Here is a 26121-nt window from a genome sequence, read left to right as displayed (position 1 = left end):
GACCCCGCATCGCCGTCGGGCCGGAACACTGGCCCTTGGGGTGCTGCTGGCCGCCGCCGATGCCGCCCTGCACGGGCCAAGGCCGAGCGCGGGACTGCCAGGTCTGCGCGCCGTCGGCGGCGGATTCGTCATTGCCCATCGCCGTCGGCGCGCTGCCCGTGTAAGTTGGGTCACATCTTCCGCGGCAGCCCGTCGTGGTCGACAGGAACGTCCTCCAGGGGAAACGAGCACGATGCAAAGACACCACCTCGCGCTGGCCGGGATGCTGGCCAGCCTGATGCTTGCCGGGTGCAGCCAACCGCCGCCGGCCGCCGCCGGAAGCGCCAGCGATGCACCCAGCCGCCGCTTCGGCACGATCGACTTCCAGCCCTGCACGTTGTCCACCGAAGGCGCCAGCGCCAACGTGGAGGCGCAGTGCGCCACCCTGCAGGTGCCGGAGAACCGGGCCCAGCCCGATGGCCGCCGGATCGGCCTGCGCATCGCCTGGCTGGAATCGGGCAGCAGCGGCGCCAGCCAGCCCGACCCGGTGTTCTTCCTGGCCGGCGGCCCCGGCCAGGCGGCCAGCGAGGTGGCGGTCATCGTCGATACCGCACTGCGCCAGGTGCGCAAGCAGCGCGACGTGTTCCTGATCGACCAGCGCGGCACCGGCGGCTCCAACCCGCTCAGCTGTCTGGGCGCAGATGGCAAGCCGCTGCAGATGGACGAGGATGCCGCGCCTTCCGAGGCATCGCTGCGCGACTACGCTCAGCGCTGCGCCGCATCGCTGCAGGGGCGTGCCGATGCGCGCTTCTACACCACCACCGAGGCGATCGCCGATCTGGATGCGGTGCGTGCGGCGCTCGGTGTGGACCAGCTGAACCTGGTTGGCGGCTCCTACGGTACCCGCGTGGCCCAGCGCTATGCCGGGGCCTATCCGCAGCACACCCGCAGCATCGTCATCGATGGCGTGGTACCGAACGAGCTGGTGGTCGGTGGCGACTTCGCGACCACCTTCGAGGATGCGATCGCCCTGCAGTCGGCGCAGTGCCGCAAGGATGCCGCGTGCAGCAAGCGTTTCCCGACCGACACCCGCGCGCAGCTGCGCAGCGTGGTCGACACCCTGCGCCGTGCACCGGTCTCGGTCGAGTATCGCGACCCGGGTACCAACGCACCGCGGCAGGATGTCCTGACGCCGGACAGCGTGGTCGGCCTGGCCTTCGCCTTCTCCTACGTGCCGCAGTATTCCTCGCTGCTGCCACTGGTGCTGGATGAAGCCGCGCACGGTCGTTATGCCCCGTTGGCATCGCTGGCGCGCGGCGCGAACCGCAGCATGGATTTCCAGATCAACCGCGGCATGCAGTGGTCGGTGATCTGCAGCGAGGATGCGCCGCGCTACCACGCGCCGGCCGAGGATCCCGAGCGGCTGTTCGGCAACGAAGTGGCCAGCGCCTTCTTCGCCGCCTGCCCGGTGTGGCCGCACCGTCCGGCGCCGGCAACCGATGCCGTGCCGCTGCGCAGCGACGTGCCGGCACTGCTGCTGTCCGGTGAGCTGGACCCGGTGACCCCCCCGCGCTACGCCGCACAGGTGCTCAAGGGCCTGCCCAATGGCCGTGCGCTGGTCGCCCGTGGCCAGGGCCATGGCACGTTGACCGCCGGCTGCATGCCGCGGCTGCTCGGCCAGTTCATCGACAAGACCGATGCCAAGGCGCTGGATGCCGGCTGCCTGGACACGCTGAGCTACGTGCCGGCGTTCACCTCGTTCAACGGATGGGAACCATGATCGTCGCCGACAACCTGCACAAGGCCTTCGATACCCGCACGGGCCGCATCCAGGCGGTCGCCAACGTCGGCTTCCGCGCCGGCGATGGGCAGATCACCGGCCTGCTCGGCCCCAACGGTGCCGGCAAGACCACCACCATGCGCATGCTCTACACGCTGATGACCCCGGACCAGGGCAGCATCAGCGTCGATGGCATCGATGCCGCCGGCAATCCGGTGGAGGTACGTCGCCACCTGGGCGTACTGCCCGATGCGCGCGGCGTCTACAAGCGTCTGACCGCGCGCGAGAACATCGCCTACTTCGGCGAGCTGCATGGCCTGTCGGCCGAGCGCATCCGCGAACGCATCGAGGTGCTGTCGCACGCGCTGGACATGGGCGACATCCTCGACCGGCAGACCGATGGCTTCTCGCAGGGCCAGCGCACCAAGACCGCGATTGCCCGCGCGCTGGTGCACGATCCGCGCAACGTCATCCTCGACGAACCGACCAACGGCCTGGACGTGATGACCACGCGCGCGCTGCGCCGCTTCCTGCTGGGCCTGCGCGAAGAGGGTCGCTGCGTGATCCTGTCCAGCCACATCATGCAGGAGGTGGGCGCGTTGTGTGACCACATCGTGATCATCGCCAAGGGCACGGTGATGGCCGCCGGCAGCGCCGATGATCTGCGTGCGCAGGCCGGTGAAGCCAACCTTGAGGACGCGTTCGTGAAACTGATCGGCAGCGAAGAGGGCCTGCACGCATGAGCATGATGTCGACCCTGATGACGGTGATGCGCAAGGAACTGCGCGACCTGTCGCGTGACCGCCGCACGCTGCTGCTGACCCTGCTGTTCGGGCCGCTGCTGTACCCGGTGCTGCTGCTGGGCATGGGCAAGCTGGCCGAGAGCCGGGTGCGCACCCAGATCGAGGAGCCGTTGCAGATCCCGACGATCGGCGCGGAGAACGCGCCGAACCTGGTGCGCTTCCTCGCCGCACAGGGCCTCAATGCCGCACCGGCGCCGAAGGACCTGGCCGAGGCCATCCGCAGCCAGGATATCGATGTGGCGCTGCGCATCAGCGGGGACTTCGGCAAGGACTGGGCCGAGGGCAAGCCGGCGCTGGTGGAGGTGATCAAGGACAGCACGCGTCGCGCGGCCGAGGTACCCAGTGCACGCCTGGAGGCGGCGCTGGCCACCTACAACGGCCAGGTCGGTGCCTTGCGCCTGATGGCACGCGGCATCGATGCACAGGTGGCACGCCCGCTGGACGTGGCGCGCCAGGACCTGGCCAGTGCCGAGGCCAAGCGCGGCATGATCCTGTCGATGCTGCTGCCGGTACTGCTGACGCTGACCTCGTTCATCGGTGGCGCCTACCTGGTGATGGACGCCACCGCCGGCGAGCGCGAGCGGCAGTCGCTGGAACCCCTGCTGGCCACGCCGGGCTCGCGCAGCGCGATCGTCAGCGGCAAGATCGCCGCCGCCTGCGTGGTCGGTTTCGTGTCGCTGCTGCTGACCCTGGTCGCGTTCAAGGTGAGCGCGCAGATCGCACCCGGCAACATCGGCCGCCAGTTCAACATGAACGTCGGCTCGATGCTGCAGATGCTGCTGGTGATGCTGCCGATGCTGCTGATCGGCACCTCGCTGCTGACCTTCCTGTCGGCCGCGGCCAAGAGCATGAAGGAAGCGCAGAGCCACATGACCTGGCTGATGCTGCTGCCGATGCTGCCCGGCTACGCACTGGTGGCCTACCCGCTGAAGAGCGAGATGTGGCAGTACGCCGTGCCGTTCCTGTCGCAGAACCAGATGCTGCTGAAGGTGATCCGCCACGAGACCATCACCCCCGCAGTCTGGGCGATCTACCTCGGCGCCAGCCTCGGCTTGGCCGCCGTGCTGTGGTTCGCCGCCGTGCGCCGCTACCACAACGAGCGCCTGGCCATCTCCGGCTGACCCCAAAAAGGGGACGGAGGGGATTAAGTCGTTTCTGCCCCTCCCGTCCCCTCCTTGCGTGGGCGGCCTTGTCTTCGCATCGCCACCGGGCGCCCGAGCGTCTTCTCTACCATCCTCAGGAACGCAGCATCCCCCAACGGACGCTGTTTGGCGCTATGACTGCGGATTGCGGGCAGATCGGCGGACGCATTCACATCGCGCAGGAATCGCGCATACACCGCCGTCCTGTTGCGAGCGGTCGCGGCCAACGCTCTGAATGCGGGATGCGGGGTCAGCATGGGGTCATCGCGTCGTTGAAGGTTGCCGTGCACGCTGGACCACGGATGATCTTCAGCACTGACCGCAATGCCGGCGCGAACGGGATTGCGTTCGATGTAGCGGTATACGCTGAGCAGGTAAGCGTCGCTGTCGATCATCGAGGAATGGAAGCGGCCCTGCCACAGGGGACCGGTGCGGCCGTGCCGCTGGTTGAAAGCCTGCACATAGTTGTTGCCCTGCATGCGCATTGCATCGGCCAGCCCACGCTGCGTGGATGGCGTGGCCAGCAGGTGGATGTGGTTGTCCATCAGTACGTAGGCATGCAGTGCGACGCGGTGCTTGAGGAAAGCGCTGTGCAGCAGATGCAGGAACAGTTGCCGGTCGATGTCGTCGACAAAGATCGCACCCTTGTTCACACCGCGCTGGATCACGTGATAGGCCTGGCCGGCCAGCATCAGGCGCGCTTGTCGGGGCATGGGATTCCCAGGTCGAAGGGGGCCTCAGCCTGGCATCGGCACCGTGGCGTAGGGCATCAGGTAATGCCGCGCAGGCGTATCGGAGGAGTCAGAAGCGACTTAATCCCCTCCGTCCCCTTTTGCGTACCGCGCGGGCGTTACCCCCATCTCGCGCTTGAACACGTTGATGAAGGAACTGGGCGTGTCGTAGCCCATCGACAGGGCGACGCTGATCACCGGTTCGCCTGCCAGCAGGCGTGGCAGTGACAGCAGCACGCGCAGGCGCTGCCGCCACTGGCTCAAGGTCATGCCTGTTTCGGCCTGCCAACGGCGGGCGAGGCTGCGGCTGGACAGTCCGCTGGCGGCTGCCCACGCTTGGACGCTGCGCAGGTCGTCCGGCGAACGCGCCAGCGCCGCCGCGATCCGCCACAACCGGCGATCCCGCGGCTGTGGCAGGGCAAATGGCAAGGGAGTGCTGGCACGGATCTCATCGGCGATGACGCCGGCCAGGCGTGCCTGCGCAGCGTCCAGTGCCTGATGCGGCCAGCGCAGTGCGCGCGTCACCGCCGCCTGCAACAGCGCATCGGGTTGGAAAATACGGGGCAGCGGGGGCAGATCCAGGCCGGCATCGGCGCGGACGTACAGGCTCCAGCCATCGAACCCGTCTGCCCCGAGCAGCGCATGGGGCAGCAGCGGCGGTATCCAGGCAACGTGCCCGGCCGGAAGCAGCCACTGCAGATTCCCGGCTTCGATCCGCAACAGGCCCTGATGGGCGCCCAGCAATTGACCGCGCCGATGTTGGTGGCGGGCGGTGCGCCGCCTCCCGGGCACGCGCAGCTGGCCGGCCAGCACGATGGGGCCGTCGTCGGCGTCCGCCAATGCCGGATCAATCAAGCCGGTCGGTGTCTGATCTGCCATATCCATTGGCAGTTATACGGCAGAAGCGCCGATCCGCGCGCGCCACACTGGGCGCCCATTCCAACACGAGCCGCCCCATGCAGCCGCAGGACATTCTTCCCGACCATCAGAACGAGGTGCAGGTAAACGGCCTCACCGTGCGCAAGGGCAGCGTCGGCGCCTTCCTCGCCAGCGTCCGTGACTGGCAGGACCCCGCCAGCGATGACGCCACCCGCGTCACCGCCGAAGCAGATCTGCGTGGGCTGCTGCCGGGCCTGCATGCGCTGGGCCTGTTCCAGGTGCTGGCCGCGCGCGATCCGGCACTGCAACGCCTGATCGACAGCCTCTCCTGAAACGAACACGGCCCGGACATGCCGGGCCTTGTCCTCATTGCGGGGGCGGAAACGACTTAATCCCCTCCGTCCCCTTTTTGCGGTCAGGTGCCGCCCGGGGCGAATACCAGGGTACGGCGGGTGGTGACCGGTGCGCTGACCGGCTCGAAGCGCCAGCGCTTGACCGCGTTCATGGCTTCGCGATCGAAGACGCGCGACGGTGTTGCGCGCAGCACGCGGGCGTTGGTCACTGAGCCGTCGGTGCCGACGGTGATTTCCACCAGCACTTCGCCGGAGGTGCCTGCACGCAGTGCCTCGGACGGATAGCGCGGCGCCGGGGTGCTGACCGGGCGCAGGTTCGGCGCCGCAGCGGCCGCTGGAGCCGCGGCCTGGCGTGCGGCACTGGCCTGCTGGGCGGCGGCCTGCTGCTGCTTCAGCTCGGCTTCGCGGCGCGCGGCGGCCTGGCGTTCGGCTTCCTGGCGCTCGTTGTCGCGGCGGGCGGCATCCTGCTGCGCAGCGATCTGCTTGGCCGCGTCGGCTTCCTTGGCACGCTGCTCGGCCAGGCGCTGCTGTTCGGTCTGCTGCTTGCTGCGGTCCTCGGCGTCCTTCTTGGCCTTCTCGGCTTCGGCCTCGGTGCGCTTGGCCGCGTTCTGCACGCCCTTGGCCAGGCCGTCCTTCAGGCGCGGCAGGGCCGGCGCGGATGCATCCACCTTCTCGATCAGCGCCACCAGCCGCTGCGCTTCGGTGTAGTCCTCGCGCCCCAGGTGCTGCTCGGCGGCGATCAGGGTGTAGGGCAGCAGGTCGGTCAGCGCGCTCTTCACCGAGGCGTCGTCCGGGGTCTTGTCGCGCAGGGCGAGGTAGTACTCGATGGCGTTGTCGCCGGCCGGCGCGTACATGCGGTTCTCGCGCAGGGCCTGGCTGGCCGACTCACGCAGCTGCTCGGTGCCCATCGACTGCACCTTGGCGGCGACCACCGGTGCGGCCGGTGCAGCGGCGGTGGGGGCGGCGGCCGGAGCCGGTGCTGCGGATTCTTCCTTGCCCGAGCAGGCGGCCAGCGCCAGTGCCAAAGCAACCGGCAGCCACCGGCGCGCGGCGGTGATCGTTGAGACGTGCGACATCCTGCTCCCCTTTAGAAGACGACGTGACGTAAATCATTGATATGCATGGCCGGGACCCGTGGTCCAGGCGCGGCAGGGTGGCGTTTCCCGACGCCACCGCCGGCAACGGCGAGGATGCAATCTAGCATCCCGGCCACCGCCCCGCACAAGGGGTGGTGGCCGGGTGAGGCCGCGGCGATCATGTCGTGGCCGGCGGCGACCTCAGTGGTCGTGTGCCTTGTCGTGCGACTTGCTGTGGCCGTTGGACATCAGCTTGTCGGTCCAGGCGATGCCGATCGCCGACAGGATGAACACGCAGTGGATGATGGTCTGCCACAGCACGCCTTCCTGGGTCAGCATCGAGCAGCGGGCGACACCGATGTTGGCGGCGGCCACGCTCATCTGCTCCGGCGTGCACAGCGGGATACCGCCCAGCGCACCGCTGGCGATGAAGGTCTTCAGCAGGTGGATCGAGGAGATGCCGATGATCGCCATCGCCAGCTTCACCTTCAGCACGCTGGCATTGACGTGGCTCAGCCATTCCGGCTGGTCCGGGTGGCCTTCCAGGCGCAGGCGCGAGACGAAGGTCTCGTAGCCGCCGACGATCACCATTACCAGCAGGTTGGAGATCATCACCACGTCGATCAGGCCCAGCACGATCAGCATGATCTGCTGCTCGCCCATCGAGGCGGAATGCGAGATCAGGTGCCACAGTTCCTTGCCGAACAGGAACACGTAGACGCACTGCGCCACGATCAGGCCCAGGTACAGCGGCAGCTGCAGCCAGCGCGAGGCGAAGATCAGCGTGGACAACGGGGAGAGCGGCGGGCGGTTTGCACTCATGCGGGGGATGCTGCGTTTCGGGGGAGAGGCGAGGTTACCGGCCCGCCATGACGGTGCCAACCCAACTCACGCACTAGACTTCAGGTTCCTTTCCGCACCCCGAGCCGACGCCATGATCGACCTGTATTACTGGCCCACCCCGAACGGCCACAAAGTGACCCTGCTGTTGGAGGAAGCCGGCCTGGAGTACCGCATCCACCCGGTCAACATCGGCTCGGGTGACCAGTTCAAGCCAGAGTTCCTGGCCATCTCGCCCAACAACAAGATGCCGGCCATCGTCGACCACGCCCCGGCCGATGGCGGTGCCCCGCAGAGCGTGTTCGAGTCCGGTGCGATCCTGCTGTACCTGGCCGAGAAGACCGGCCGCTTCCTGCCCAGCGACCCGCGCGGCCGCGTGACCACCTTGGAATGGCTGTTCTGGCAGATGGCCGGCCTGGGCCCGATGAGTGGCCAGATGGGCCACTTCAACGTGTACGCACCAGAAAAAATTCCCTATGCCATCGAGCGCTACGACAACGAAGTGCGCCGCCTGCACGGGGTGATGGACAAGCGCCTGGCCCAGCACGCCTTCCTGGCCGGCGACGAGTACACCATCGCCGACATGGCCAGCTACCCGTGGATCGGCGCCTACGACAAGCTGCCGGTGGACTTCGCCGCGTTCCCGAACCTCAAGCGCTGGCACGAGGCCATCGCCGCGCGCCCGGCCACCCAGCGCGCCTATGCGCTGCGCCAGCAGGTGAACCCGAACGCCGGCAAGCCGCTCAGCGACGAAGAGCGCAAGCACCTGTTCGGCCAGCGCTGACCCGCCGCGGGGTCGGATCCCTTTGCAACGCAAAGGGCCCTGACCCCAGCACCGCAGCATGGGCAGAAGGTCATGCTGCCTTCCTGCACGGGCTTGGTTAGGATGGGGGAACGACCGCCCCGCGCCCGCCGCCGGGCGGACCTGCCGTTTGCCGGGATCCTCCATGCGCCACCTGTTCGCTTCGCTTGCCCTCATGCTCGCCACCAGTACCGCCGCCCACGCCGAAAAGCTGACCCTGGAGGCCATCACCGGCCCGCTGCCGCTGTCCGGCCCGACCCTGATGAAGCCCAAGGTGGCGCCGGACGGTTCGCAGGTCAGTTTCCTGCGCGGCAAGGACAGCGATCGCAACCAGCTGGATCTGTGGACCTACGACATCGGCAGTGGCCAGACCCGGTTGCTGGTTGATTCCAAGGTGGTGCTGCCCGGCACCGAGACCCTCAGCGATGAGGAAAAGGCGCGCCGCGAGCGCCAGCGCATCGCCGCGATGACCGGCATCGTCGATTACCAGTGGTCGCCGGACGCACAGCGCCTGCTGTTCCCGTTGGGCGGCGAGCTGTACCTGTACGACCTCAAGCAGCAGGGGGCGGTGGCCGTGCGCCAGCTGACCCACGGTGAGGGCTTCGCCACCGACGCCAAGCTGTCGCCCAAGGGCGGCTTCGTCAGCTTCATCCGCGGCCGCAACCTGTGGGTGATCGACCTGGCCAGTGGAAAGCAGCTGCAGCTGACCCGCGACGGCAGCACCACCATCGGCAACGGCGTGGCCGAGTTCGTCGCCGATGAAGAGATGGACCGCCACACCGGTTACTGGTGGGCACCGGATGATTCGGCGATTGCCTTTGCCCGTATCGACGAGGCACCGGTGCCGGTGCAGAAGCGCTACGAGGTCTACGCCGACCGCACCGATGTGATCGAACAGCGTTACCCGGCCGCCGGTGACGCCAACGTGCGCGTGCAGCTGGGCGTGATCGCACCGGCCGCCGAGGCGCAGCCGCGCTGGGTCGACCTGGGCAAGGAACAGGACATCTACCTGGCCCGCGTCGATTGGCGCGATCCGCAGCACCTGAGCTTCCAGCGCCAGTCACGCGACCAGAAGCAGCTGGACCTGGTGGAAGTGGCACTCGACTCCAACCGCCAGCGCGTACTCGCCCACGAGACCAGCCCGACCTGGGTACCGCTGCACAACAGCCTGCGCTTCCTTGAAGACGGCAGCGTGCTGTGGTCGTCCGAGCGCACCGGCTTCCAGCACCTGTACCGCATCGACAGCAACGGCAAGACCACCGCGCTGACCCACGGCAACTGGCCGGTGGACGAGCTGCTGGCGGTGGATGAGACGGCCGGCAAGGCCTACTTCCGCGCCGGCATCGAAAGCCCGCGCGAAAGCCAGATCTACGCGGTATCGCTGCAGGGCGGCGAGCCGCAGCGCCTGTCGAAGGCGCCGGGCATGCACAGCGCCAGCTTCGCCCGCAACGCCAGCGTCTATGTGGACAGCTGGTCCAACAGCACCACGCCGCCGCAGATCGAGCTGTTCCGCGCCAACGGCGAGAAGATCGCCACACTGGTGGAAAACAACCTGGCCGATCCCAAGCACCCGTATGCGCGCTACCGCGACGCGCAGCGCCCGGTCGAGTTCGGCACGCTCACCGCCGCCGACGGCAAGACGCCACTGCACTACAGCCTGATCAAGCCGGCCGGCTTCGATCCGTCCAGGCGCTACCCGGTGGCGGTGTATGTCTATGGCGGCCCGGCCAGCCAGACCGTCACCGACAGCTGGCCCGGCCGTGGCGACCATCTGTTCAACCAGTACCTGGCCCAGCAGGGCTACGTCGTGTTCTCGCTGGACAACCGCGGCACCCCGCGCCGTGGCCGCGACTTCGGTGGTGCGCTGTATGGGAAGCAGGGCACGGTGGAAGTGACCGACCAGCTGCGCGGCGTGGCCTGGCTCAAGCAGCAGCCGTGGGTGGACCCGGCGCGCATCGGCGTGCAGGGCTGGTCCAACGGCGGTTACATGACCCTGATGCTGCTGGCCAAGGCGTCGAACCAGTACGCCTGCGGCGTGGCCGGTGCCCCGGTCACCGACTGGGGCCTGTACGACAGCCATTACACCGAGCGCTACATGGACCTGCCGGCGCGCAACGACGCCGGTTACCGTGAAGCGCGCGTGCTGACCCACATCGATGGGCTGCGCTCGCCGTTGCTGCTGATCCACGGCATGGCGGACGACAACGTGCTGTTCACCAATTCGACCAGCTTGATGAGCGCGCTGCAGAAGCGCGGCCAGCCGTTCGAGCTGATGACCTACCCGGGTGCCAAGCATGGCCTGTCCGGCGCCGATGCCCTGCATCGCTACCGTGTGGCCGAAGCCTTCCTGGGGCGCTGCCTGAAGCCTTGAAACACAGACGGGAAGGAGCCCGCCGATGACACTGCCGCCGCCGATTCCCACCCACGGCCCGAAGCCCGCCGGCTGGTGGTCCCGCCACTGGCGCTGGGCGATGCCCGTGGCCGTGCTGCTGGTGCTGGCCGGGGCCGGTGGCACGGTGGCCTGGAGCGTGCTGCGCTGGAGTGAGGCGGCACGCGAGAGCCCACCGATGCGCGAGGCGATGCGTCGCGCCGGCTGCAGCATCGAACTGGTGGAAGCCTTCGGCGAGCCGCTGCGTACCGAATCGATGCCGCTGGGCAGCATGCAGACCGCGCTCAACGGCCAGCGCGATGTCGGCCTGACCGTGGCCCTGGAAGGCCCCCGCGCACACGGCCGGTTGTTCGTGAAGGGCACCCGCAGTGACGACGTGTGGGACTACCCGGTGATGTACGTGCTGGGCGAGAACAAGCAGACCTTCGACCTGACTGCGCTGGATGACGATGAGGCCGCGCAGGAATGCGAACTGCAGGCCTGCCGCGAACGCGGCGAATGCCCGCTGACCGCAGCGTTGTGACCTCCGGCCGATTGTCGCCACCGCGCTGAGCGCGTAGGGTGCGGGCAACCCTGTCCTGGAGTGCACCATGAAGCCGATCGCGTTGGCCGTTGCCCTGGCCCTGACCGCCGCCCCGCTGCTGTCCGCACCGCCGGCGCTGGCGGCACCCGCCGCCAAGGCCGCCACACCGGCCAGCCCGGCCTGGGTCGCCCGCAGCAACGCACTGGCGCAGATCCTGCTCGATGCGCAGGGCCCGTTCCAGCCGGAAGAAACCGGCTTCTTCGGCGTGCCCGGCTACGACGACAAGGTGGCCGACCTCGGCGCGGACAACGGCAAGCGCTACCGCGCCGCGATGGCCAAGGCCCGCGACGAACTGAAGGCGAAGCTGGCCACCGAGCAGGATCCCAACGTCCGCCAGGACCTGGAGATCATGATCCACGCCGCCAACCAGAACATCGAAGGCAGTGAGCTCAACGAGAAGTACCTGCTGCCGTGGAGTGACGCGCCGCAGACGGTGTTCAGCGGCCTCAACCTGCTGCTGTCCGACCAGGTGCCGGCCGAGCGCCGGGCCAAGGCGATCGACCGCCTCAAGGCTTACGCCGGCCTGCAGCCGGGCGGCACCGCGTTCACCACGCTGGCCCGCCAGCGCTACGAAGAGCGCTTGAAGGACAGCAGCCTGTTGCAGCCGACGAAGATCGAAGTGCAGCAGTCGCTGGACAACGTCGAGACCTACATCAGCGGCATCGAGTCGCTGCTGAAGAAGTACCAGATCGCCGGCGCCGATGAAGCGATGAAGGCCCTGGCCGGGCAGATGAAGGACTACGCCAGCTGGACGCGCTCGACCGTGCTGCCGAAGGCGCGCACCGACGCACGGCTGCCGGCGCCGCTGTACGCCTACCAGCTCAAGCAGGTCGGCATCGACATCGACCCGAAGCTGCTGATGCAGCGCGCGCAGCTGGAGTTCATGGAAACCCGCTCGGCGATGCAGCAGCTGGCGCCGCTGGTGGTGAAGGACAAGGGCCTGAAGGTGGCCGACCCGAGCGACCCGGTGGCGGTGATCCGCGCGCTGAAGGCCGACAAGATCGCCGACGACCATCTGGAAGGCCACTACCGCAAGGTGATCGATGCGATCGATCCGCTGATCCGCGAGCATGCCATCGTCGACGTGCCCAAGCGCGCCATGCAGATGCGCCTGGGTTCGGCCGCCGAGAGCGCGGCCAGCCCGGCCCCGCATTTCCTGCCGGCGCCGCTGGTCAACAACACCGGGCAGCAGGGCACCTTCGTGCTGCCGCTGGGCAACCCGGCCGCGGGCCCGGGCGCACAGTACGACGACTTCAACTTCGGTGCGGCGGCGTGGACGCTGAGCGCGCATGAAGGCCGCCCCGGCCACGAGCTGCAGTTCACCGCGATGGTCGAGCGCGGCGTGTCGCTGGCACGCACCATGTTCGCGTTCAATTCGGTGAACGTGGAAGGCTGGGCGCTGTATGCCGAGGCCGAGATGGTGCCGTACGAGCCGCTGGACGGGCAGATGATCGCCCTGCAGTTCCGCCTGCTGCGCGCCGCACGCGCGATGCTCGACCCGATGCTCAACCTCGGCCTGACCGACCGCGCCAACGGCGAGCGCGTGCTGATGGAGCAGGTCGGCCTGTCCAAGGCGATGGCCACCCAGGAACTGGACCGCTACATGGTGCGCATGCCGGGCCAGGCCGGCAGCTACTTCTACGGCTACACCCGTATCCTGGAACTGCGCATGCAGACTGAGCTGGCACTGGGTGCGAAGTTCGACCGCCTGGCGTTCAACAACTTCCTGCTCGACCAGGGCCTGCTGCCGCCGGACCAGCTGGCCGACGCGGTGAACAAGGTGTTCGTGCCGAAGTACAAGCGCTGAACGCCCTCCGGTAGTGCCGGCCGCTGGCATCAAGAGGATTTCTGAGGTTGCCGGCCAGCGGCCGGCACTACCTGCGGTGATGCTGCCGCGTCACCGCTGCGGGGTGATCACCTGCGTCGGCAGTCGTGCCGGCGGTTCCGGGTTCGGCACCCAGATCGCCACGCCGGCGGCGCGCTTCTGCGTGGTCGGAATACCGATGCCGACGCCACCGCCGACATGCGAGCCGAACGTGCCGGCACCCACCGACATGCCCACCGGTGAGCCGCTGCTGCCCACGCCCATCAGCACCACGCCATTGGCGCCCAGCGCTGCGGCCTCGCGCTTCAGGCGCGCCACCGCTGCATCGGTCTGGCCCTGCGTGCCGAAGCCCACGGCAGACGCCGATTCCAGCTGGGCGATTTCCTGGGAGCCGGCCGGCGGCGTCGAATAGATCTGCACCAGTGCCGGATCGATCGGCGCGCGGGCGCTCCCCAGCATGACCTTGGAGGTGCTGGCACAGCCAGCGGCGACCAGCAGGATGGCCGCCAACGCGGCCCAACGGATGTTCATGGCACGACCCCTGTAGGACTGGTTGCGATCATCGGCGGGCCACTCTGAATCGGCGCCAACACCCGGCCCAGAGCAGGCACGGCGGCACGCTAGCACGGTGCCGGTGACAGCCCCGCCAACGGCAGTAGGCGGCGACGGCGGGAACGACTATGGTGCACAGACAGGAACCAACTGCGGGAGAGTGGAATGGGCGTGATCAGTCTGTTGTGGGGCGTACTGGCGCTGTTGTGGATGATCCTGGCGCTGATTCCGCTGCTGGGCTGGGGCAACTGGTTCCTGATCCCGTTCGCCGCCGTGGGCGCGGTGATCGCCGCGCTGGGCATCCTGTTCACCCACCCGACCAAGCGCGGCCGGGCCTGGGCCGGGCTGGTGCTGAACGGCATCGTGGTGGTGGTCGGCATCCTGCGCCTGGGCCTGGGGGGCGGCGTGATCTGAGCCGCATCGCCGGGTGCGACAGGGCGTCGCAGGTACACGGCCGCGGGCCGGGCAGGGGCGTACAATGAACGGCTGCGCGAGCCCCCCGCGTGCCTGTGAATCCGCGCCCGGCGCGGCTGCCCCATGATCATCCGACCCCGTCCCCACGGCTGGCAACTGCTGTACATCCTGCGCGGCTCGATCGTAAAAGCGATCGCGCCGAAGGTGCTGGCCATCCTGATCCTGTCCATCGCGGTGGCCGCGGTGGTGGAGCTGGCGCCGCCGACCGGCATCGAGCGCGTTTCCGTCACGCCGTTCACCCTGCTCGGCCTGGTGCTGTCGATCTTCCTCAGTTTCCGCAACAGCGCCTGCTACGACCGCTGGTGGGAAGGCCGCAAGCTGTGGGGCCAGCTGGTCTACGAATCGCGTTCGCTGGCCCGCCAGGTGAACCTGCTGCTGGCCGATGACGCCGGTCGCCGCCGCCGCATCGCCTACCTCACTACGGCTTTTGCCCATGCGCTGGCCGCGCGCCTGCGCGGGCGCATCGTGGCCCTGGCGGCGTTGCCGTGGCTGGACAAGCCGCAGCGCGAGCAGCTGGGCCAGCGCGAGAACGTGCCCGACGCATTGCTGTCGATGATCGCTGCCGAGCTGGCCCAGGCCCTGCGCGCCGGCGAACTCGACCCGATCCTCTACACCCAGCTGGAAGAGCGCCTGCACGCGATGTCGTCGATCCAGGCCGGCTGCGAGCGCATCCTCACCACGCCGCTGCCGTTCGCCTACACCCTGCTGCTGCATCGCTGCGCATGGATGTTCTGCGTGCTGCTGCCGTTCGGCCTGGCCAGCTCGCTGGGCTGGGGCACGCCGGTGCTGTCGGCGGTGCTGGCCTACGCCTTCTTCGGCCTGGACCAGCTGGGCGAAGAAATGGAAGACCCGTTCGGCCTGGAGCCGAACGACCTGCCGCTGGACGCGCTGGTGCGCACGATCGAGATCGACCAGCTCGACGCGCTCGGCGAACGCCCGTTGCCCGAACCCCTGCTGCCGCAGGGCTACCTGTTGCAATAGCCACTCCTCGGAGCCTGCCATGTCCCACCCGCTTTACCGCCCGCGCCGCATGCGCCACGACGAGTTCTCGCGCCGCCTGATGCGCGAGAACACGCTGACCACCGACGACCTGATCTACCCGGTGTTCGTGCACGAACGGGCGGGCCGCACCGCAGTGCCGTCGATGCCGGGCGTGGAGCGGCTGTCGATCGAAGAGCTGCTGAAGGTGGCCGAAGAAGCGCTGGAACTGGGCATTCCAGTGATCGACCTGTTCCCGGTGATCGACCCGTCGCTGAAGTCGCTGGACGCGTCGGCGGCGTGGGCCGAGGACGGCCTGGCGCAGCGTGCGATCCGCGCGCTGAAGTCGCGCTTCCCGGAACTGGGAGTGATGACCGACGTGGCGCTGGACCCGTACACCACCCACGGCCAGGACGGCATCATCGACGACAAGGGTTACGTGCTCAACGACATCACTGTCGAAGCGCTGGTCAAGCAGTCGCTGTCGCACGCCGAGGCCGGTGTGGACATCGTCTCGCCGTCGGACATGATGGACGGCCGCATCGGCGCGATCCGCCGTGCGCTGGATGCCGACAACCACATCAACGTGCGCATCATGGCCTACTCGGCCAAGTACGCCTCGGCGTTCTACGGCCCGTTCCGTGATGCGGTGGGCAGCGCGGCCAGCCTCGGCAAGGCCGACAAGAAGACCTACCAGATGGACCCGGCCAACGGCGACGAGGCCTTGCGCGAGATCGCGCTGGACCTGGAAGAGGGCGCCGACATGGTGATGGTCAAGCCGGGCATGCCGTACCTGGACCTTGTGCGCCGGGTGAAGGAGACATTCGGTGTGCCGACCTTCGCCTATCAGGTGAGTGGCGAGTACGCGATGATGAAGGCCGCCTTCGCCAACGGCTGGCTGGAGGAACGCGCCTGCGTGCTGGAGTCGCTGCTGGGTTTCAAGCGGGCCGGCGCCGATGGTGTGCTGACCTATTTCGCGCCGCAGGTGGCGCGATGGCTGCGCGAGCGCTGACAATAGCGCCACGATAGACGGAGGACTGCGCGATGGGACCCGAACTGGGATGGATGCAATGGCTGATCTGGGGCACCGGTACGCTGGTGTTCGGCGCCATCATCGTCGCTGTCTTCATCGCCGCCTGGCGGGCCGGCAAGCGCCCGCCGGAACAGCTCTCCGCTGCCCGCCACGTGGCCCGTGAGCAGGCGCTGCCGGAGACCGTGCAGGCCGAGCTGGCCGCGTTGAACCAGCGCAAGGACAACGGCCAGCTGAGCGAGATGGAGTACGAGCAGTTGCGCGCCAAGGTGTTGTCGCGCTGACGGGGCGTTTCATCCACGCATGGCGTGGATCTACTGGTAGTCGCCAACCTTGGTTGGCGCTTTCATGTATGCCAACCAAGGTTGGCATCTACCAAACGGCCATCCACGCATGGCGTGGATCTACCGCGCGCACCCGGCCACCGCCGCCACCTTCGGCACCGCCAACCGGTACACGTCCACGCCACCGGCACGCGGCGCCTTCGCTGCACTGCTGGCCACCATCATCTCGCCCGGTTTGGCGTTGTCGACCACCGGCGCACCGGTCCAGCCGCCGGCCTGGTTGAACGACAGCCCCAGCGGCTGCAGCGCCGCGCCGCTCCACGCACAGCCGCTGCTCCAGACCTGCGCGGTACTGCCGCTGCCGCGGCTGAACACCACGGCGGCGTCCTGGCCCAGCCAGTCGCCGTCGGTCTCGTCGTCGGCGCTGTTCAACGCGCTCAGTGCGCTGGCCGGGCCGCGCAGGCCCTGCGCATCCAGCGTCGCCACGAACAGGTCCCAGCCGGCGCCACGGCCCTGCTGGCGGGCAAACAACAGCTGCTTGCCGTCCGCGCTCAGGGCCGGCCCGCGCTCTTCCCGGCGCCCGCCGTCACCGGCCAGCGGCTGCGCCGGGCCCAGCCGGCCGTCGGCGGCCAACGCGGCGCGGTACAGCGCCAGCGCGCCCTCGCGGCCGGCCGCGAACAGCAGCCAGCGGCCGTCACGGCTGAAGTAGGGATCGCGGGCTTCACCGGCCACGCCTACCGGCAGTACCTGTGCCTGCTGCCAGCGACCGTCCACCACGCGCGCCTCCCACAGGCCCCAGCCGGCCTCGCCGCGGCGGGCGAAGACGATGCGCTGGCCATCGGCGCTGATCGTGGCGCGACCCTCGTCGGCGCGGGTCGAGACCACGCCCATGCCTTCGATGCCGTACTCGTTCAACGCCATCGCCACGGGGGCAGAGAGTAGACTGGCGGCGAGCACCAGCAGGGGCGGGGTGATGCGCATCATCCGGTTCCGTGCACGAAAGAGCATCAGTCTAGCCAGCTTGAGGATTCCATGACCGACCGTTACGCCGTCTTCGGACACCCCGTTGCCCACTCGAAGTCGCCGCAGATCCACGCGACGTTCGGTCGCCAGGAAGGCATCGCCATCGACTACCGCGCGATCGACCTGGCCCCGGATGCGTTCCTGGCCGGACTGGAGGCCTTCGCCGCCGAGGGCGGTGTCGGCGCCAACGTCACCCTGCCGCACAAGGAAGCCGCGTTCTCGGTGTGCACCACGCTGACCGCGCGCGCGCGCCGCGCCGGCTCGGTCAACACGCTGCTGCGCAAGGGCGACCGCTGGCACGGCGACACCACCGATGGCATCGGCCTGGTGCGCGACCTGACCGACCGCCACGGCCTGGACCTGCGCGGCCGCCGCGTGCTGATGATCGGCGCCGGTGGCTCGGCGCGCAGCGTCGCCCCGGCGCTGCTCGATGCCGGCATCACCGAACTGGTGGTGGTCAACCGCACGCCGGAGCGCGCCGACGAACTGATCGACGCGATGGGCGAGCCCGGCCGTGCGATCAGCCGCTACTGGGAAGACCTGCGCGACCTCGGCGACTTCGAACTGATCGTCAATGCCACCTCGGCTGGCCGCGACCGCGACGTCGAGTTCAAGCTGCCGCTGTCGCTGGTCAATTCGATGACCACTGCTGTCGACCTGAACTACGGCGAGGCGGCCATCGCCTTCCTGGCCTGGGCCCGTGCGGCGCAGTGCCGCAATACCGTCGACGGCCTGGGCATGCTGGTCGAGCAGGCCGCCGAGAGCTTCCTGCAGTGGCACGGCGTGCGCCCGCAGACCGGCGAGGTCTACCAGTCGCTGCGCCAGGGCTCGGCCGTGCTGGCCGGCGAGGACTGACCGATGGACAGCACGACGTTGATGGTGACCGTGCTGAGCATGGTCGGCGTGCGCCTGCCGGTGCTGATCGCGCTGTGCGTCGGCCTGGTCTGGGTGGTCGGTGCGCCGCGCGATGCCACCCGCACCGGCGCGCTGGTCGGCCTGCTGCTGTTGCTGCTGTCCAGCCTGGGTGGCCTGGCGGCGGGCATGCTGCCGATGTGGCTGGTCAGCAGCGGCAACTTCAGCGCCATCTCGGGCATGAGCGCCATCTTCGGCGTGGTGCACTTCGCGCTGGCGATGGTCGAGGCCATCGGCGTGGTGCTGCTGGTGTGGGCGCTGGTGCGCCTGCTGCGTAGCCGTCCCGCCCCGGTCGCCTGAGCGCTGGCGCCGGGCCACGCCCGGCGTGTTTCGCCCCTGTGCGGCGCGGGCTTCGGACCGTGCGCGCCGGCGGGCGTCGTCGCTGGCTCGTTCAGGGTGCCAGCAACAGTGAACGCGGCCGGCCATGCGACAATGACCGGCCTGATCCAGCTACGGTAGTTCCCGGCGTGACCGAAACCGTCGCCGCTCCGCGCACGCTCGATGACACCTTGAAGGACGCGATCCGCAAGGCGTACACGACGCTGCAGGCCAACACCCCCGGCTTCTCCACCCGTCGCTCGCAGAGCCAGATGATCGGCGTGGTGTCGCGCGCGCTGTCGAAAAGCGGTGGCGTTGGCGTGGTCGAGGCGCCGACCGGCGTCGGCAAGAGCCTGGGCTACCTCACCGCAGGCGTGCCGATCGCGCTGGCCACCAAGAAGAAGCTGGTGATCAGCACCGGCACCGTGGCGCTGCAGTCGCAGCTGGTCGAGCGCGATATCCCGAATTTCCTGAAGGCCACCGGCCTGGAAGCGACCGTGGCGCTGGCCAAGGGACGCACCCGCTACCTGTGCACGCGCAATGCCGCCGAGGCGCAGGGCGAGGGCTCGCAGGGCGGCATGTTCGACGATGACGCGCCACTGTTCGACCGGCCGCTGGCGCCGATCGAGATGGACATCGCCAAACGCCTGACCGACGCCTTCACCAGCGGCAGCTGGGATGGCGATATCGACAATGCGCCGGAGACCATCAGTCCCGGCCTGCGCAGCCGCATCACCACGCCGGCCTCGGGTTGTGCCGGGCGACGCTGCGCCTATTCGGCGCAGTGCGCGGTGCTGCGCTCGCGCAATACGGTGCGCGACGCACAGATCGTGGTCACCAACCACGCGCTGCTGCTGTCGGCGCTGTCGATCGGTGACAGCGACAACGGCCAGCCGTTGATCGCGCCACCCTCGGACATGCTGCTGGTGCTGGACGAAGGCCATCACATCGGCAACGTGGCGATCGACCAGGGCGCGGCCAGCCTCGCGCTGGACGAGATGGCCAAGCGCACCGGCCGCCTGCAGATCCTGATCGCCGGTGCCTACCGCGCGGTCGACAAGGACCGGCTGGGCAACCTGCTGCCCAACGAAGCGATCGAAGTCGCCAGCAACGTGGCCAAGCAGCTGCGCGCGTTCCGTGATCACATCGAGCGGGTGTGGATGCCGGCGCCGGCGGACGAAGAGCCGATGTGGCGCGCGGCCAATGGACGCCTGCCCGAGGCCTGGCGCGAGCCGATCGAGGCACTGGCCGACGATACCCGCAGCCTCTACAACTGGGCGCATGCGGCCACCACGCAGGTGGCCAAGGGCAAGCCGGACGATGCCGCGCGCGAGCGCCTGCAGCGCAACCTGGGCATGGCGCTGGAGATGATCGAGCAGCAGTACAACCTGTGGCAGGCGTGGCGCCGCGAAGACAAGGACGGCGCGCCGCCGATGGCGCGCTGGGTGACTGCCACCCGCGATGGCGACCTGGTGCTGCACGGTTCGCCGGTGTCGGCCGCGCACGTGCTGCGCAAGCTGCTGTGGGATGAAGTGGACTCGGTGGTGATGACCTCGGCGACGCTGACCGGCGGTGGCGACTTCCAGTCGCTGGCGATCGACAACGGCATTCCGGAAGAGGCCGAGATGGTCTCGCTGTCGTCGCCGTTCGACCTGCCCAACCAGGCCGAACTGATCGTGCCGAAGTTCCCGGTCACGCCGGACGACCGCGAAGGCCACCCGCGCGAAGTGGCGCGCTACCTGGACACTGAACTGGACTGGGCCAAGGGCTCGATGGTGCTGTTCACCTCGCGCTGGAAGATGGAGAAGGTGGCCGGGCTGATGCCGGCCGCGCGCCGCAAGCAGGTGCTGGTGCAGGGCGAGATGTCCAAGACCCGGCTGATCGAGGAACACCTGCGGCGTGTCGAGGCAGGCGAGGGCTCGGTGCTGTTCGGCCTGAACTCGTTCGGCGAGGGCCTCGACCTGCCCGGCGAGGCCTGCACCACGGTGGTGATCACCCAGGTGCCGTTCGCCGTGCCGACCGACCCGCAGACCGCCACCCTCAGCGAGTGGTTCGAGGGACGCGGGCTCAACGCGTTCAACCTGATCGCCATTCCGCATGCGCTGCGCACGCTGACCCAGTTCGCCGGCCGCCTGATCCGCACCTCCACCGACACCGGCCGCGTGGTCATTCTTGATTCGCGGCTGCTGACCCGCCGCTACGGCAAGCGCATCATCGACGCGCTGCCGCCGTTCAAGCGCGTGATCGGCTGAAAAAAGGGGACGGAGGGGATTAAGTCGTTTGAGGCACAAACGACTTAATCCCCTCCGTCCCCTTTTCCCAGATGGCGGCCAGCGGCCGGCACTACCGGATCGGCATCAATCGCCGAGCAGGGCGGTGTTGCGTACGGCGCCCTTGTCGGCGCTGGTGGCCAGCAGGGCGTAGGCCTTCAACGCGCTGGTGACCTTGCGCGGGCGTGGCGCGCGCGGTTTCCAGCCACGTGCGTCGGCGTCGGCGCGGCGCTGGGCCAGCGTGGCCTCATCCAGCAGCAGGTCGATGCGGCGGGCGGGGATGTCGATGCGGATGCGGTCGCCGTTCTCCACCAGACCGATCGTGCCGCCGCTGGCGGCTTCCGGCGAGACGTGGCCGATCGACAGGCCCGAGGTGCCGCCGGAGAAGCGGCCATCAGTGAGCAGCGCGCACTGCTTGCCCAGTCCCTTCGACTTCAGGTAGCTGGTCGGGTAGAGCATTTCCTGCATGCCGGGGCCGCCCTTCGGCCCTTCGTAGCGGATCACCACTACCTCACCCGGTTGCACCTCGTCGGCGAGGATGCCGGCGACGGCCGCGTCCTGGCTTTCATAGACACGCGCGGGGCCTTCGAACACGTGGATCGATTCGTCCACGCCGGCGGTTTTCACCACGCAGCCATCCACGGCCAGATTGCCACGCAGCACGGCGAGGCCGCCTTCCAGTGAGTACGCATGCTGCAGCGAGCGGATGCAGCCCTCGGCGCGGTCCATGTCCAGGGTCGGCCAGCGCGTGGCCTGGCTGAAGGCCTCCTGGGTGGGGATGCCGGCCGGGCCGGCCTTGAAGAAGGCATGCAGGGTGTCGTTGTCACTGCGCACCACGTCCCAGCGTTCCAGCGCGTCGGCCAGGCTGGCGCTGTGCACGGTCGGCACCGTGGTATCGAGCAGGCCGGCGCGGTCCAGCTCACCGAGGATGCCGAACACGCCGCCGGCGCGGTGCACATCCTCGATGTGGTACTTCGGCGTGTTCGGCGCCACCTTGCACAGCTGCGGCACGCGCCGCGACAGCGCGTCGATGTGGGTCAGGTCGAAGTCGACCTCCGCCTCCTGTGCTGCGGCCAGCAGATGCAGGATGGTATTGGTGGAGCCGCCCATGGCGATGTCCAGGGTCATCGCATTGGCGAACGCGGCCTGGGTGGCGATGCCGCGCGGCAGTGCGCTGGGGTCTTCGCCGCCATACCAGCGATGGCAGAGTTCGACGATCAGGCGGCCGGCGCGGCGGAACAGCGCCTCACGGTCGGCGTGGGTGGCCAGCGTGGTGCCGTTGCCGGGCAGCGACAGGCCCAGCGCCTCGGTCAGGCAGTTCATCGAGTTGGCGGTGAACATGCCCGAGCAGGAACCGCAGGTGGGGCAGGCGCTGCGCTCGAACGCTGCGACTTTCTCGTCGGAGGCGCTGTCATCGGCGGCCACCACCATCGCATCGACCAGATCCAGCTTGTGCTCGGACAGCCTGGTCTTGCCCGCTTCCATCGGCCCGCCGGAGACGAACACCACCGGGATGTTCAGGCGCAGCGCGGCCATCAGCATGCCGGGGGTGATCTTGTCGCAGTTGCTGATGCACACCAGCGCGTCGGCGCAGTGCGCGTTGACCATGTACTCCACGGCGTCGGCGATGATCTCGCGGCTGGGCAGCGAATACAGCATGCCGTCGTGGCCCATCGCGATGCCGTCGTCCACGGCGATGGTGTTGAATTCCTTGGCGACGCCGCCGACCTGTTCGATCTCGCGCGCGACCAGCTGGCCGAGATCCTTCAGGTGCACGTGGCCGGGCACGAACTGGGTGAAGGAGTTGGCGATGGCGATGATCGGCTTGTGGAAGTCGCCGTCCTTCATGCCGGTGGCGCGCCACAGGGCGCGGGCGCCGGCCATGTTGCGACCGGCGGTGGAGGTGCGGGAACGGTATTCGGGCATGGCGGGCGGAACGGGCGGGCCGTACGACGTGGGGGTCAGCCGATCATGGCCAATTTTTTCGGTTGCTGCTGCAACCACCTTCACCGCTTGCAGCGGCTTGGCGGTCCGCGCATTTCCCCTTATCCCCGCGCCTTCGGCGCGCCCCCTTGAACAACAAGGGGGCTTCTTGCCGGAGACTTGGCTGCGCGCGCCGGGCATGACCGGGCGCCGCGGGATGTGTGCCAACCAAGGTTGGCACCTACCAGAGCGGTGCGTCGCCTGGGGTCGGATCCCATTGCGGCGCGATGGGCTCTGACCCCAATGCCGACGAAAATGAAAGTCCGTTCATCTTTCGCACTTTGCCGATTCCGGTTGCTGGCCCGGATTTGGCATCATTGGGGCATTGATCCGTCGACAGGGCATGAGGCCATGAAACGTTCCCGCACCACCGCGCTGCTGCTGATGAGCGCCGCGCCGCTGCTGTTCACCGCCTGCCAGAAGGAGCCGGAGGTGAAGGTGCAGGAAGGCCTGTATACCTCGGTGGAGGCCTGCACCGAGGCCACCGGCGATCCGTCGTCGTGCCGCAATGCGTTCGCTGAAGCGCAGAAGCAGGCCGCCGATGCGGCGCCGAAGTACGCCAGCAAGGAAGCCTGCGAGAAGGACTACAAGCCGGAACAGTGCGTGCAGCAGCACACCTCGGCCGGTACCTCGTTCATCGGCCCGATGATGATGGGCTTCTTCATGTCGCAGATGCTGAGTAACCGCGGCGGCCTCGCCCCGCAGGCGCCGGCGTCGGCACCGGCTTACCAGGACAAGAATGCGGGTTGGGCGCGCCCGGCACCGGGCGGCACCGGTGGCCTGAACACCGCCAGCGGCATCGGTGCTGGCAAGGCCGGCCTGGCGCCGGTCACCAGCGAGCCGAACCGTGCGGTCACTGCCAGCCGTGGTGGCTTCGGCAACACCAGCGCACGCCGCAGCACCAGCGGCAGCTACGGCGGCTGATCAACCCATGCAGCGCATCCGGATTGCCGAGCGTGCCCAGTGGCGGGCGCGCGCGGAAGAGGCGGGTTTCCGCTTCCACACCATCGACGGCCAGCCGTACTGGGATGAACGCGCGTATTACGCCTTCACCCTGCGCCAGATCGAACAGGACATCGAAGACCCCAGCGCCGAGCTGCACCAGATGGCGCTGGATCTGGTCGGTGATGTCATCGGCAGCGAACGCTTGATGGACCAGCTGGCGATTCCGTCGCACTACCGCGACTGGATCGCCGACAGCTGGCGCCAGCGCCAGCCGCACCTCTATGGCCGCCTGGACCTGGCCTACGACGGTACCGGCCCGGCCAAGCTGTACGAATTGAACTACGACACGCCGACCTCGCTGTTCGAAGCCAGCTTCTTCCAGTGGCAGTGGCTGGAAGACCAGCGCAATGCCGGCCGCCTGCCGCAGCATGCCGACCAGTTCAACGCGATCCACGAAGCGCTGGTCGAGCGTTTCGGCGACCTCGCCACGCAGCTGCCGCCGCCGCTGTACTTCAGCGCGGTCGGCACTTCGGAGGAAGACCGTGGCACGGTCGAGTACCTGCGTGACTGCGCATCCCAGGCCGGCCTGTTCGGGCAGGCCATCGCCATCGAGGACATTGGCCTGTCCGAGGACGGCCGCTTCACCGCGCTGGACGACTCGGTGATCGGCACGCTGTTCAAGCTGTATCCGCTGGAAGACCTGATGGCCGAGGAATTCGGCCGCGCGCTGCCCGGCTCGGGCGTGCAGCTGCTGGAACCGGCCTGGAAGGCGGTGCTGAGCAACAAGGGCATCCTGCCGCTGCTATGGCAGCGCAACGTGGGCCATCCGAACCTGCTGGAGGCGCATTTCGATGACGGCAGCGCGCTGGCGTCGGGCTGGGTGCGCAAACCGCTGTTCTCGCGCGAAGGGGCCAACATCGAGATGCACCTGGCCGATGGCAGCACCCAGCGCAGCGACGGTCCCTACGACGGCCCGGCGATCATCCAGCGTGCGCATCCGCTCACCCGCTTCGAAGACGGCTATCCGCTGATCGGCAGTTGGGTGATCGGTGACCATGCCTGCGGCATCGGCATCCGCGAGGATGACAGCGCGATCACCCGCGACAGTGCGCGCTTCGTGCCGCACGCGATCGTCGACGAGGCGCCGACGCGGATCTACGTCTGATGACGGTGCGGCGCAATCGCGGCCTGCGGCCTGCGCCGCTGCCGGGCCGGCATCTGGACGACGGCCACGCCCTGTGGCGCTATTCGGACCGCATCGCGGTGCGCTGCCACCGCTGCGATACGCCCGGCTGGGTGGTGCGGACGCCGGAATCGCGACGTTTCCGCTGCCTGGGCTGCAGCGCAGCCCTCGACAGTGGATGCGGCTGCGGTTGCTGTGCCGCGGGCGACTGGGTCGGGCCCGTGCGCTACAGCGGCTATCGTCCCTGCGGATACTGCGGGCACAAATGGGTCCGCGCCGAGCTGCACCGTGCGCGTGCAGTGTCGCCGTTGCGGACGCTGGCGGCGGACTGCAGTCAGTGCGGACGCAGCAGCGAGGTGGAGGTCACGTTGTCGCGATGGCGTGGCAATGAGGCGATCGATCCGCATTTTGGCTTGCCGCTGCGGCTGGTCGAAAAGACTGCGGCCGGCGTGCTGTGGGCCTACAACGAAGCCCATCTGCAGGCACTGCACGACTACGCTGCCGCGCCTCTGCGCGAGCGCGCGGGCGTTACCAACGGTTCGATGTTCTCGCGCCTGCCGCAGTGGATGAAGCTGGGCCGCAACCGAGTGCTGCTGCAGCGTGCGGTGGAGCGGTTGCAACGTCGGTTGCTTCAGGGGTAGTCCCGGCCGCTGGCCGGCAACCGGTTTTGGTAGATGTCGACCCTGGTCGGCGCTGTGGGTTCGTGCCAACCAAGGTTGGCACCTACCAGGGCGATGCGGCGGTTGTTGCAGGGGGTAGTGCCGGCCGCTGGCCGGTAACCGCCGTTGGTAGATGCCGACCTTGGTCGGCGCTGTGGGCGGGCCAACCAAGGTTGGCACCTACCAAGGCGATGCGGCGGTTGTTGCAGGGGGTAGCGCCGGCCGCTGGCCGGCAACCGGTTTTGGTAGATGCCGACCTCGGTCGGCGCTGTGGGTTCGTGCCAACCAAGGTTGGCACCTACCAAGGCGATGCGGCGGTTGTTGCAGG

Annotated in this window: 25 protein-coding genes; 18 read left to right on the top strand and 7 right to left on the bottom strand. The window is 68.5% G+C overall.

The annotated features are described in order from the left end of the window. Positions 1 to 232: 232 nt before the first annotated feature. From AC5P8R_RS16870 to AC5P8R_RS16860, 3 genes are read left to right on the top strand one after another with little or no spacing between them, the layout of a single operon-like run. Complete coding sequence (locus AC5P8R_RS16870; RefSeq protein ID WP_041863953.1) at positions 233 to 1759, top strand: alpha/beta hydrolase; 1527 nt, start codon at positions 233 to 235, stop codon at positions 1757 to 1759. Continuing rightward, positions 1756 to 2502 (top strand): ABC transporter ATP-binding protein, encoded by a 747-nt coding sequence (locus AC5P8R_RS16865; RefSeq protein WP_046433110.1) that lies wholly within the window; start codon positions 1756 to 1758, stop codon positions 2500 to 2502. The genes AC5P8R_RS16870 and AC5P8R_RS16865 overlap by 4 nt, the downstream gene beginning before the upstream one ends. Next, positions 2499 to 3683: an ABC transporter permease gene (locus AC5P8R_RS16860; protein WP_041863951.1), complete on the top strand. Its 1185-nt coding sequence runs from the start codon at positions 2499 to 2501 to the stop codon at positions 3681 to 3683. The genes AC5P8R_RS16865 and AC5P8R_RS16860 overlap by 4 nt, the downstream gene beginning before the upstream one ends. A 23-nt stretch (positions 3684 to 3706) precedes the next feature. Here the strand turns inward: AC5P8R_RS16860 and AC5P8R_RS16855 are convergent, their stop codons facing one another. Together AC5P8R_RS16855 and AC5P8R_RS16850 are read right to left on the bottom strand one after the other, a co-directional pair. After that, the gene (locus AC5P8R_RS16855; protein WP_032959053.1) at positions 3707 to 4417 is read right to left on the bottom strand and encodes a transposase; all 711 of its coding nucleotides are present in this window, start codon (positions 4415 to 4417) and stop codon (positions 3707 to 3709) included. Between the two features lie 99 nt (positions 4418 to 4516). Continuing rightward, complete coding sequence (locus tag AC5P8R_RS16850; RefSeq protein WP_197621506.1) at positions 4517 to 5314, bottom strand: AraC family transcriptional regulator; 798 nt, start codon at positions 5312 to 5314, stop codon at positions 4517 to 4519. Between the two features lie 77 nt (positions 5315 to 5391). On the opposite strand from AC5P8R_RS16850, the gene AC5P8R_RS16845 reads away from it, so the two are divergent. Continuing rightward, positions 5392 to 5646 (top strand): hypothetical protein, encoded by a 255-nt coding sequence (locus tag AC5P8R_RS16845; RefSeq protein ID WP_032959056.1) that lies wholly within the window; start codon positions 5392 to 5394, stop codon positions 5644 to 5646. 83 nt (positions 5647 to 5729) lie between these two features. Here AC5P8R_RS16845 and AC5P8R_RS16840 read toward each other — a convergent pair whose 3' ends face one another. Both AC5P8R_RS16840 and AC5P8R_RS16835 read right to left on the bottom strand, forming a co-directional pair. Beyond that, positions 5730 to 6743, bottom strand: coding sequence for an energy transducer TonB (locus AC5P8R_RS16840; RefSeq protein ID WP_014648799.1), 1014 nt, complete (start codon positions 6741 to 6743; stop codon positions 5730 to 5732). A gap of 201 nt (positions 6744 to 6944) precedes the next feature. After that, entirely contained in the window at positions 6945 to 7565 is a 621-nt protein-coding gene (locus tag AC5P8R_RS16835; protein ID WP_041863948.1) for a TIGR00645 family protein, read from the bottom strand. 112 nt (positions 7566 to 7677) lie between these two features. On the opposite strand from AC5P8R_RS16835, the gene AC5P8R_RS16830 reads away from it, so the two are divergent. The 4 genes from AC5P8R_RS16830 to AC5P8R_RS16815 all read left to right on the top strand — a co-directional run bounded on the left by AC5P8R_RS16830 (position 7678) and on the right by AC5P8R_RS16815 (position 13164). Then, on the top strand, positions 7678 to 8367 hold the full coding sequence (locus AC5P8R_RS16830; protein ID WP_014648797.1) for a glutathione binding-like protein: 690 nt from the start codon (positions 7678 to 7680) through the stop codon (positions 8365 to 8367). A 163-nt stretch (positions 8368 to 8530) separates the two neighbouring features. After that, entirely contained in the window at positions 8531 to 10756 is a 2226-nt protein-coding gene (locus AC5P8R_RS16825; protein WP_495223650.1) for a S9 family peptidase, read from the top strand. A gap of 25 nt (positions 10757 to 10781) precedes the next feature. Then, on the top strand, positions 10782 to 11297 hold the full coding sequence (locus AC5P8R_RS16820) for a cytochrome c oxidase assembly factor Coa1 family protein (RefSeq protein WP_014648795.1): 516 nt from the start codon (positions 10782 to 10784) through the stop codon (positions 11295 to 11297). Positions 11298 to 11364: 67 nt separating this feature from the next. Continuing rightward, positions 11365 to 13164 carry a DUF885 domain-containing protein gene (locus AC5P8R_RS16815; protein WP_053495951.1) on the top strand — a complete coding sequence of 600 codons (1800 nt, stop codon included), beginning with the start codon at positions 11365 to 11367 and terminating at the stop codon, positions 13162 to 13164. Between the two features lie 90 nt (positions 13165 to 13254). On the opposite strand, the gene AC5P8R_RS16810 is transcribed toward AC5P8R_RS16815, so the two are convergent. After that, entirely contained in the window at positions 13255 to 13713 is a 459-nt protein-coding gene (locus tag AC5P8R_RS16810; RefSeq protein WP_197575502.1) for a hypothetical protein, read from the bottom strand. A gap of 186 nt (positions 13714 to 13899) precedes the next feature. Between AC5P8R_RS16810 and AC5P8R_RS16805 the strand changes: the two genes are divergently transcribed. The 4 genes from AC5P8R_RS16805 (at position 13900) to AC5P8R_RS16790 (ending at position 16500) form a co-directional block, all read left to right on the top strand. Next, the gene (locus AC5P8R_RS16805; RefSeq protein WP_005420185.1) at positions 13900 to 14148 is read left to right on the top strand and encodes a hypothetical protein; all 249 of its coding nucleotides are present in this window, start codon (positions 13900 to 13902) and stop codon (positions 14146 to 14148) included. A 123-nt stretch (positions 14149 to 14271) separates the two neighbouring features. Continuing rightward, positions 14272 to 15189, top strand: a complete 918-nt coding sequence (locus AC5P8R_RS16800; RefSeq protein WP_014038878.1) for a bestrophin family protein — start codon at positions 14272 to 14274, stop codon at positions 15187 to 15189. Between the two features lie 19 nt (positions 15190 to 15208). Further along, positions 15209 to 16198: a porphobilinogen synthase gene (hemB, locus tag AC5P8R_RS16795; protein WP_164077007.1), complete on the top strand. Its 990-nt coding sequence runs from the start codon at positions 15209 to 15211 to the stop codon at positions 16196 to 16198. Positions 16199 to 16230: 32 nt separating this feature from the next. Further along, positions 16231 to 16500 carry a gas vesicle protein GvpG gene (locus AC5P8R_RS16790; RefSeq protein WP_032959066.1) on the top strand — a complete coding sequence of 90 codons (270 nt, stop codon included), beginning with the start codon at positions 16231 to 16233 and terminating at the stop codon, positions 16498 to 16500. Between the two features lie 120 nt (positions 16501 to 16620). Here AC5P8R_RS16790 and AC5P8R_RS16785 read toward each other — a convergent pair whose 3' ends face one another. After that, positions 16621 to 17484: a TolB-like translocation protein gene (locus AC5P8R_RS16785; protein ID WP_164077008.1), complete on the bottom strand. Its 864-nt coding sequence runs from the start codon at positions 17482 to 17484 to the stop codon at positions 16621 to 16623. A gap of 48 nt (positions 17485 to 17532) precedes the next feature. Between AC5P8R_RS16785 and aroE the strand changes: the two genes are divergently transcribed. The 3 genes from aroE to dinG all read left to right on the top strand — a co-directional run bounded on the left by aroE (position 17533) and on the right by dinG (position 21005). Further along, complete coding sequence (gene aroE / locus AC5P8R_RS16780) at positions 17533 to 18378, top strand: shikimate dehydrogenase (protein ID WP_032959067.1); 846 nt, start codon at positions 17533 to 17535, stop codon at positions 18376 to 18378. A gap of 3 nt (positions 18379 to 18381) precedes the next feature. Next, the gene (locus tag AC5P8R_RS16775; RefSeq protein WP_014648789.1) at positions 18382 to 18735 is read left to right on the top strand and encodes a hypothetical protein; all 354 of its coding nucleotides are present in this window, start codon (positions 18382 to 18384) and stop codon (positions 18733 to 18735) included. Positions 18736 to 18902: 167 nt separating this feature from the next. Next, the gene (dinG, locus tag AC5P8R_RS16770) at positions 18903 to 21005 is read left to right on the top strand and encodes an ATP-dependent DNA helicase DinG (RefSeq protein ID WP_481441045.1); all 2103 of its coding nucleotides are present in this window, start codon (positions 18903 to 18905) and stop codon (positions 21003 to 21005) included. Positions 21006 to 21110: 105 nt separating this feature from the next. Here dinG and ilvD read toward each other — a convergent pair whose 3' ends face one another. After that, on the bottom strand, positions 21111 to 22949 hold the full coding sequence (ilvD, locus tag AC5P8R_RS16765; RefSeq protein WP_329890449.1) for a dihydroxy-acid dehydratase: 1839 nt from the start codon (positions 22947 to 22949) through the stop codon (positions 21111 to 21113). 408 nt (positions 22950 to 23357) lie between these two features. On the opposite strand from ilvD, the gene AC5P8R_RS16760 reads away from it, so the two are divergent. Genes AC5P8R_RS16760 through AC5P8R_RS16750 form a run of 3 tightly spaced genes read left to right on the top strand, consistent with a single transcriptional unit; the run spans position 23358 to position 25775 of the window. After that, a complete protein-coding gene (locus AC5P8R_RS16760) occupies positions 23358 to 23930 on the top strand; it encodes a DUF1190 domain-containing protein (protein WP_005420172.1) in 573 nt (190 codons plus the stop codon). A gap of 7 nt (positions 23931 to 23937) precedes the next feature. Beyond that, positions 23938 to 25116, top strand: coding sequence for a glutathionylspermidine synthase family protein (locus AC5P8R_RS16755; RefSeq protein WP_495223649.1), 1179 nt, complete (start codon positions 23938 to 23940; stop codon positions 25114 to 25116). Continuing rightward, entirely contained in the window at positions 25116 to 25775 is a 660-nt protein-coding gene (locus tag AC5P8R_RS16750) for a hypothetical protein (RefSeq protein WP_053496510.1), read from the top strand. The genes AC5P8R_RS16755 and AC5P8R_RS16750 overlap by 1 nt, the downstream gene beginning before the upstream one ends. Positions 25776 to 26121 lie beyond the last annotated feature (346 nt).

The sequence above is a fragment of the Stenotrophomonas sp. YJH_SMC_73 genome (genome assembly GCF_059370155.1).
Note: the sequence above shows the minus strand (reverse complement) of the source record. Positions and strands in the feature narration are given on the sequence as shown.

Coding starts and splice junctions, on each gene's coding strand:
- AC5P8R_RS16870 (WP_041863953.1), top strand. CDS start 233: ATGCAAAGACACCACCTCGCGCTGGCCGGGATGCTGGCCAGCCTGATG.
- AC5P8R_RS16840 (WP_014648799.1), bottom strand. CDS start 6,743: ATGTCGCACGTCTCAACGATCACCGCCGCGCGCCGGTGGCTGCCGGTT.
- AC5P8R_RS16815 (WP_053495951.1), top strand. CDS start 11,365: ATGAAGCCGATCGCGTTGGCCGTTGCCCTGGCCCTGACCGCCGCCCCG.
- AC5P8R_RS16805 (WP_005420185.1), top strand. CDS start 13,900: ATGGGCGTGATCAGTCTGTTGTGGGGCGTACTGGCGCTGTTGTGGATG.
- AC5P8R_RS16820 (WP_014648795.1), top strand. CDS start 10,782: ATGACACTGCCGCCGCCGATTCCCACCCACGGCCCGAAGCCCGCCGGC.
- AC5P8R_RS16830 (WP_014648797.1), top strand. CDS start 7,678: ATGATCGACCTGTATTACTGGCCCACCCCGAACGGCCACAAAGTGACC.
- ilvD (WP_329890449.1), bottom strand. CDS start 22,949: ATGCCCGAATACCGTTCCCGCACCTCCACCGCCGGTCGCAACATGGCC.
- AC5P8R_RS16865 (WP_046433110.1), top strand. CDS start 1,756: ATGATCGTCGCCGACAACCTGCACAAGGCCTTCGATACCCGCACGGGC.
- AC5P8R_RS16760 (WP_005420172.1), top strand. CDS start 23,358: ATGAAACGTTCCCGCACCACCGCGCTGCTGCTGATGAGCGCCGCGCCG.
- AC5P8R_RS16835 (WP_041863948.1), bottom strand. CDS start 7,565: ATGAGTGCAAACCGCCCGCCGCTCTCCCCGTTGTCCACGCTGATCTTC.
- AC5P8R_RS16860 (WP_041863951.1), top strand. CDS start 2,499: ATGAGCATGATGTCGACCCTGATGACGGTGATGCGCAAGGAACTGCGC.
- AC5P8R_RS16750 (WP_053496510.1), top strand. CDS start 25,116: ATGACGGTGCGGCGCAATCGCGGCCTGCGGCCTGCGCCGCTGCCGGGC.
- AC5P8R_RS16850 (WP_197621506.1), bottom strand. CDS start 5,314: ATGGCAGATCAGACACCGACCGGCTTGATTGATCCGGCATTGGCGGAC.
- AC5P8R_RS16810 (WP_197575502.1), bottom strand. CDS start 13,713: ATGAACATCCGTTGGGCCGCGTTGGCGGCCATCCTGCTGGTCGCCGCT.
- hemB (WP_164077007.1), top strand. CDS start 15,209: ATGTCCCACCCGCTTTACCGCCCGCGCCGCATGCGCCACGACGAGTTC.
- AC5P8R_RS16755 (WP_495223649.1), top strand. CDS start 23,938: ATGCAGCGCATCCGGATTGCCGAGCGTGCCCAGTGGCGGGCGCGCGCG.
- AC5P8R_RS16785 (WP_164077008.1), bottom strand. CDS start 17,484: ATGATGCGCATCACCCCGCCCCTGCTGGTGCTCGCCGCCAGTCTACTC.
- AC5P8R_RS16825 (WP_495223650.1), top strand. CDS start 8,531: ATGCGCCACCTGTTCGCTTCGCTTGCCCTCATGCTCGCCACCAGTACC.
- aroE (WP_032959067.1), top strand. CDS start 17,533: ATGACCGACCGTTACGCCGTCTTCGGACACCCCGTTGCCCACTCGAAG.
- AC5P8R_RS16775 (WP_014648789.1), top strand. CDS start 18,382: ATGGACAGCACGACGTTGATGGTGACCGTGCTGAGCATGGTCGGCGTG.
- AC5P8R_RS16790 (WP_032959066.1), top strand. CDS start 16,231: ATGGGACCCGAACTGGGATGGATGCAATGGCTGATCTGGGGCACCGGT.
- AC5P8R_RS16800 (WP_014038878.1), top strand. CDS start 14,272: ATGATCATCCGACCCCGTCCCCACGGCTGGCAACTGCTGTACATCCTG.
- AC5P8R_RS16855 (WP_032959053.1), bottom strand. CDS start 4,417: ATGCCCCGACAAGCGCGCCTGATGCTGGCCGGCCAGGCCTATCACGTG.
- AC5P8R_RS16845 (WP_032959056.1), top strand. CDS start 5,392: ATGCAGCCGCAGGACATTCTTCCCGACCATCAGAACGAGGTGCAGGTA.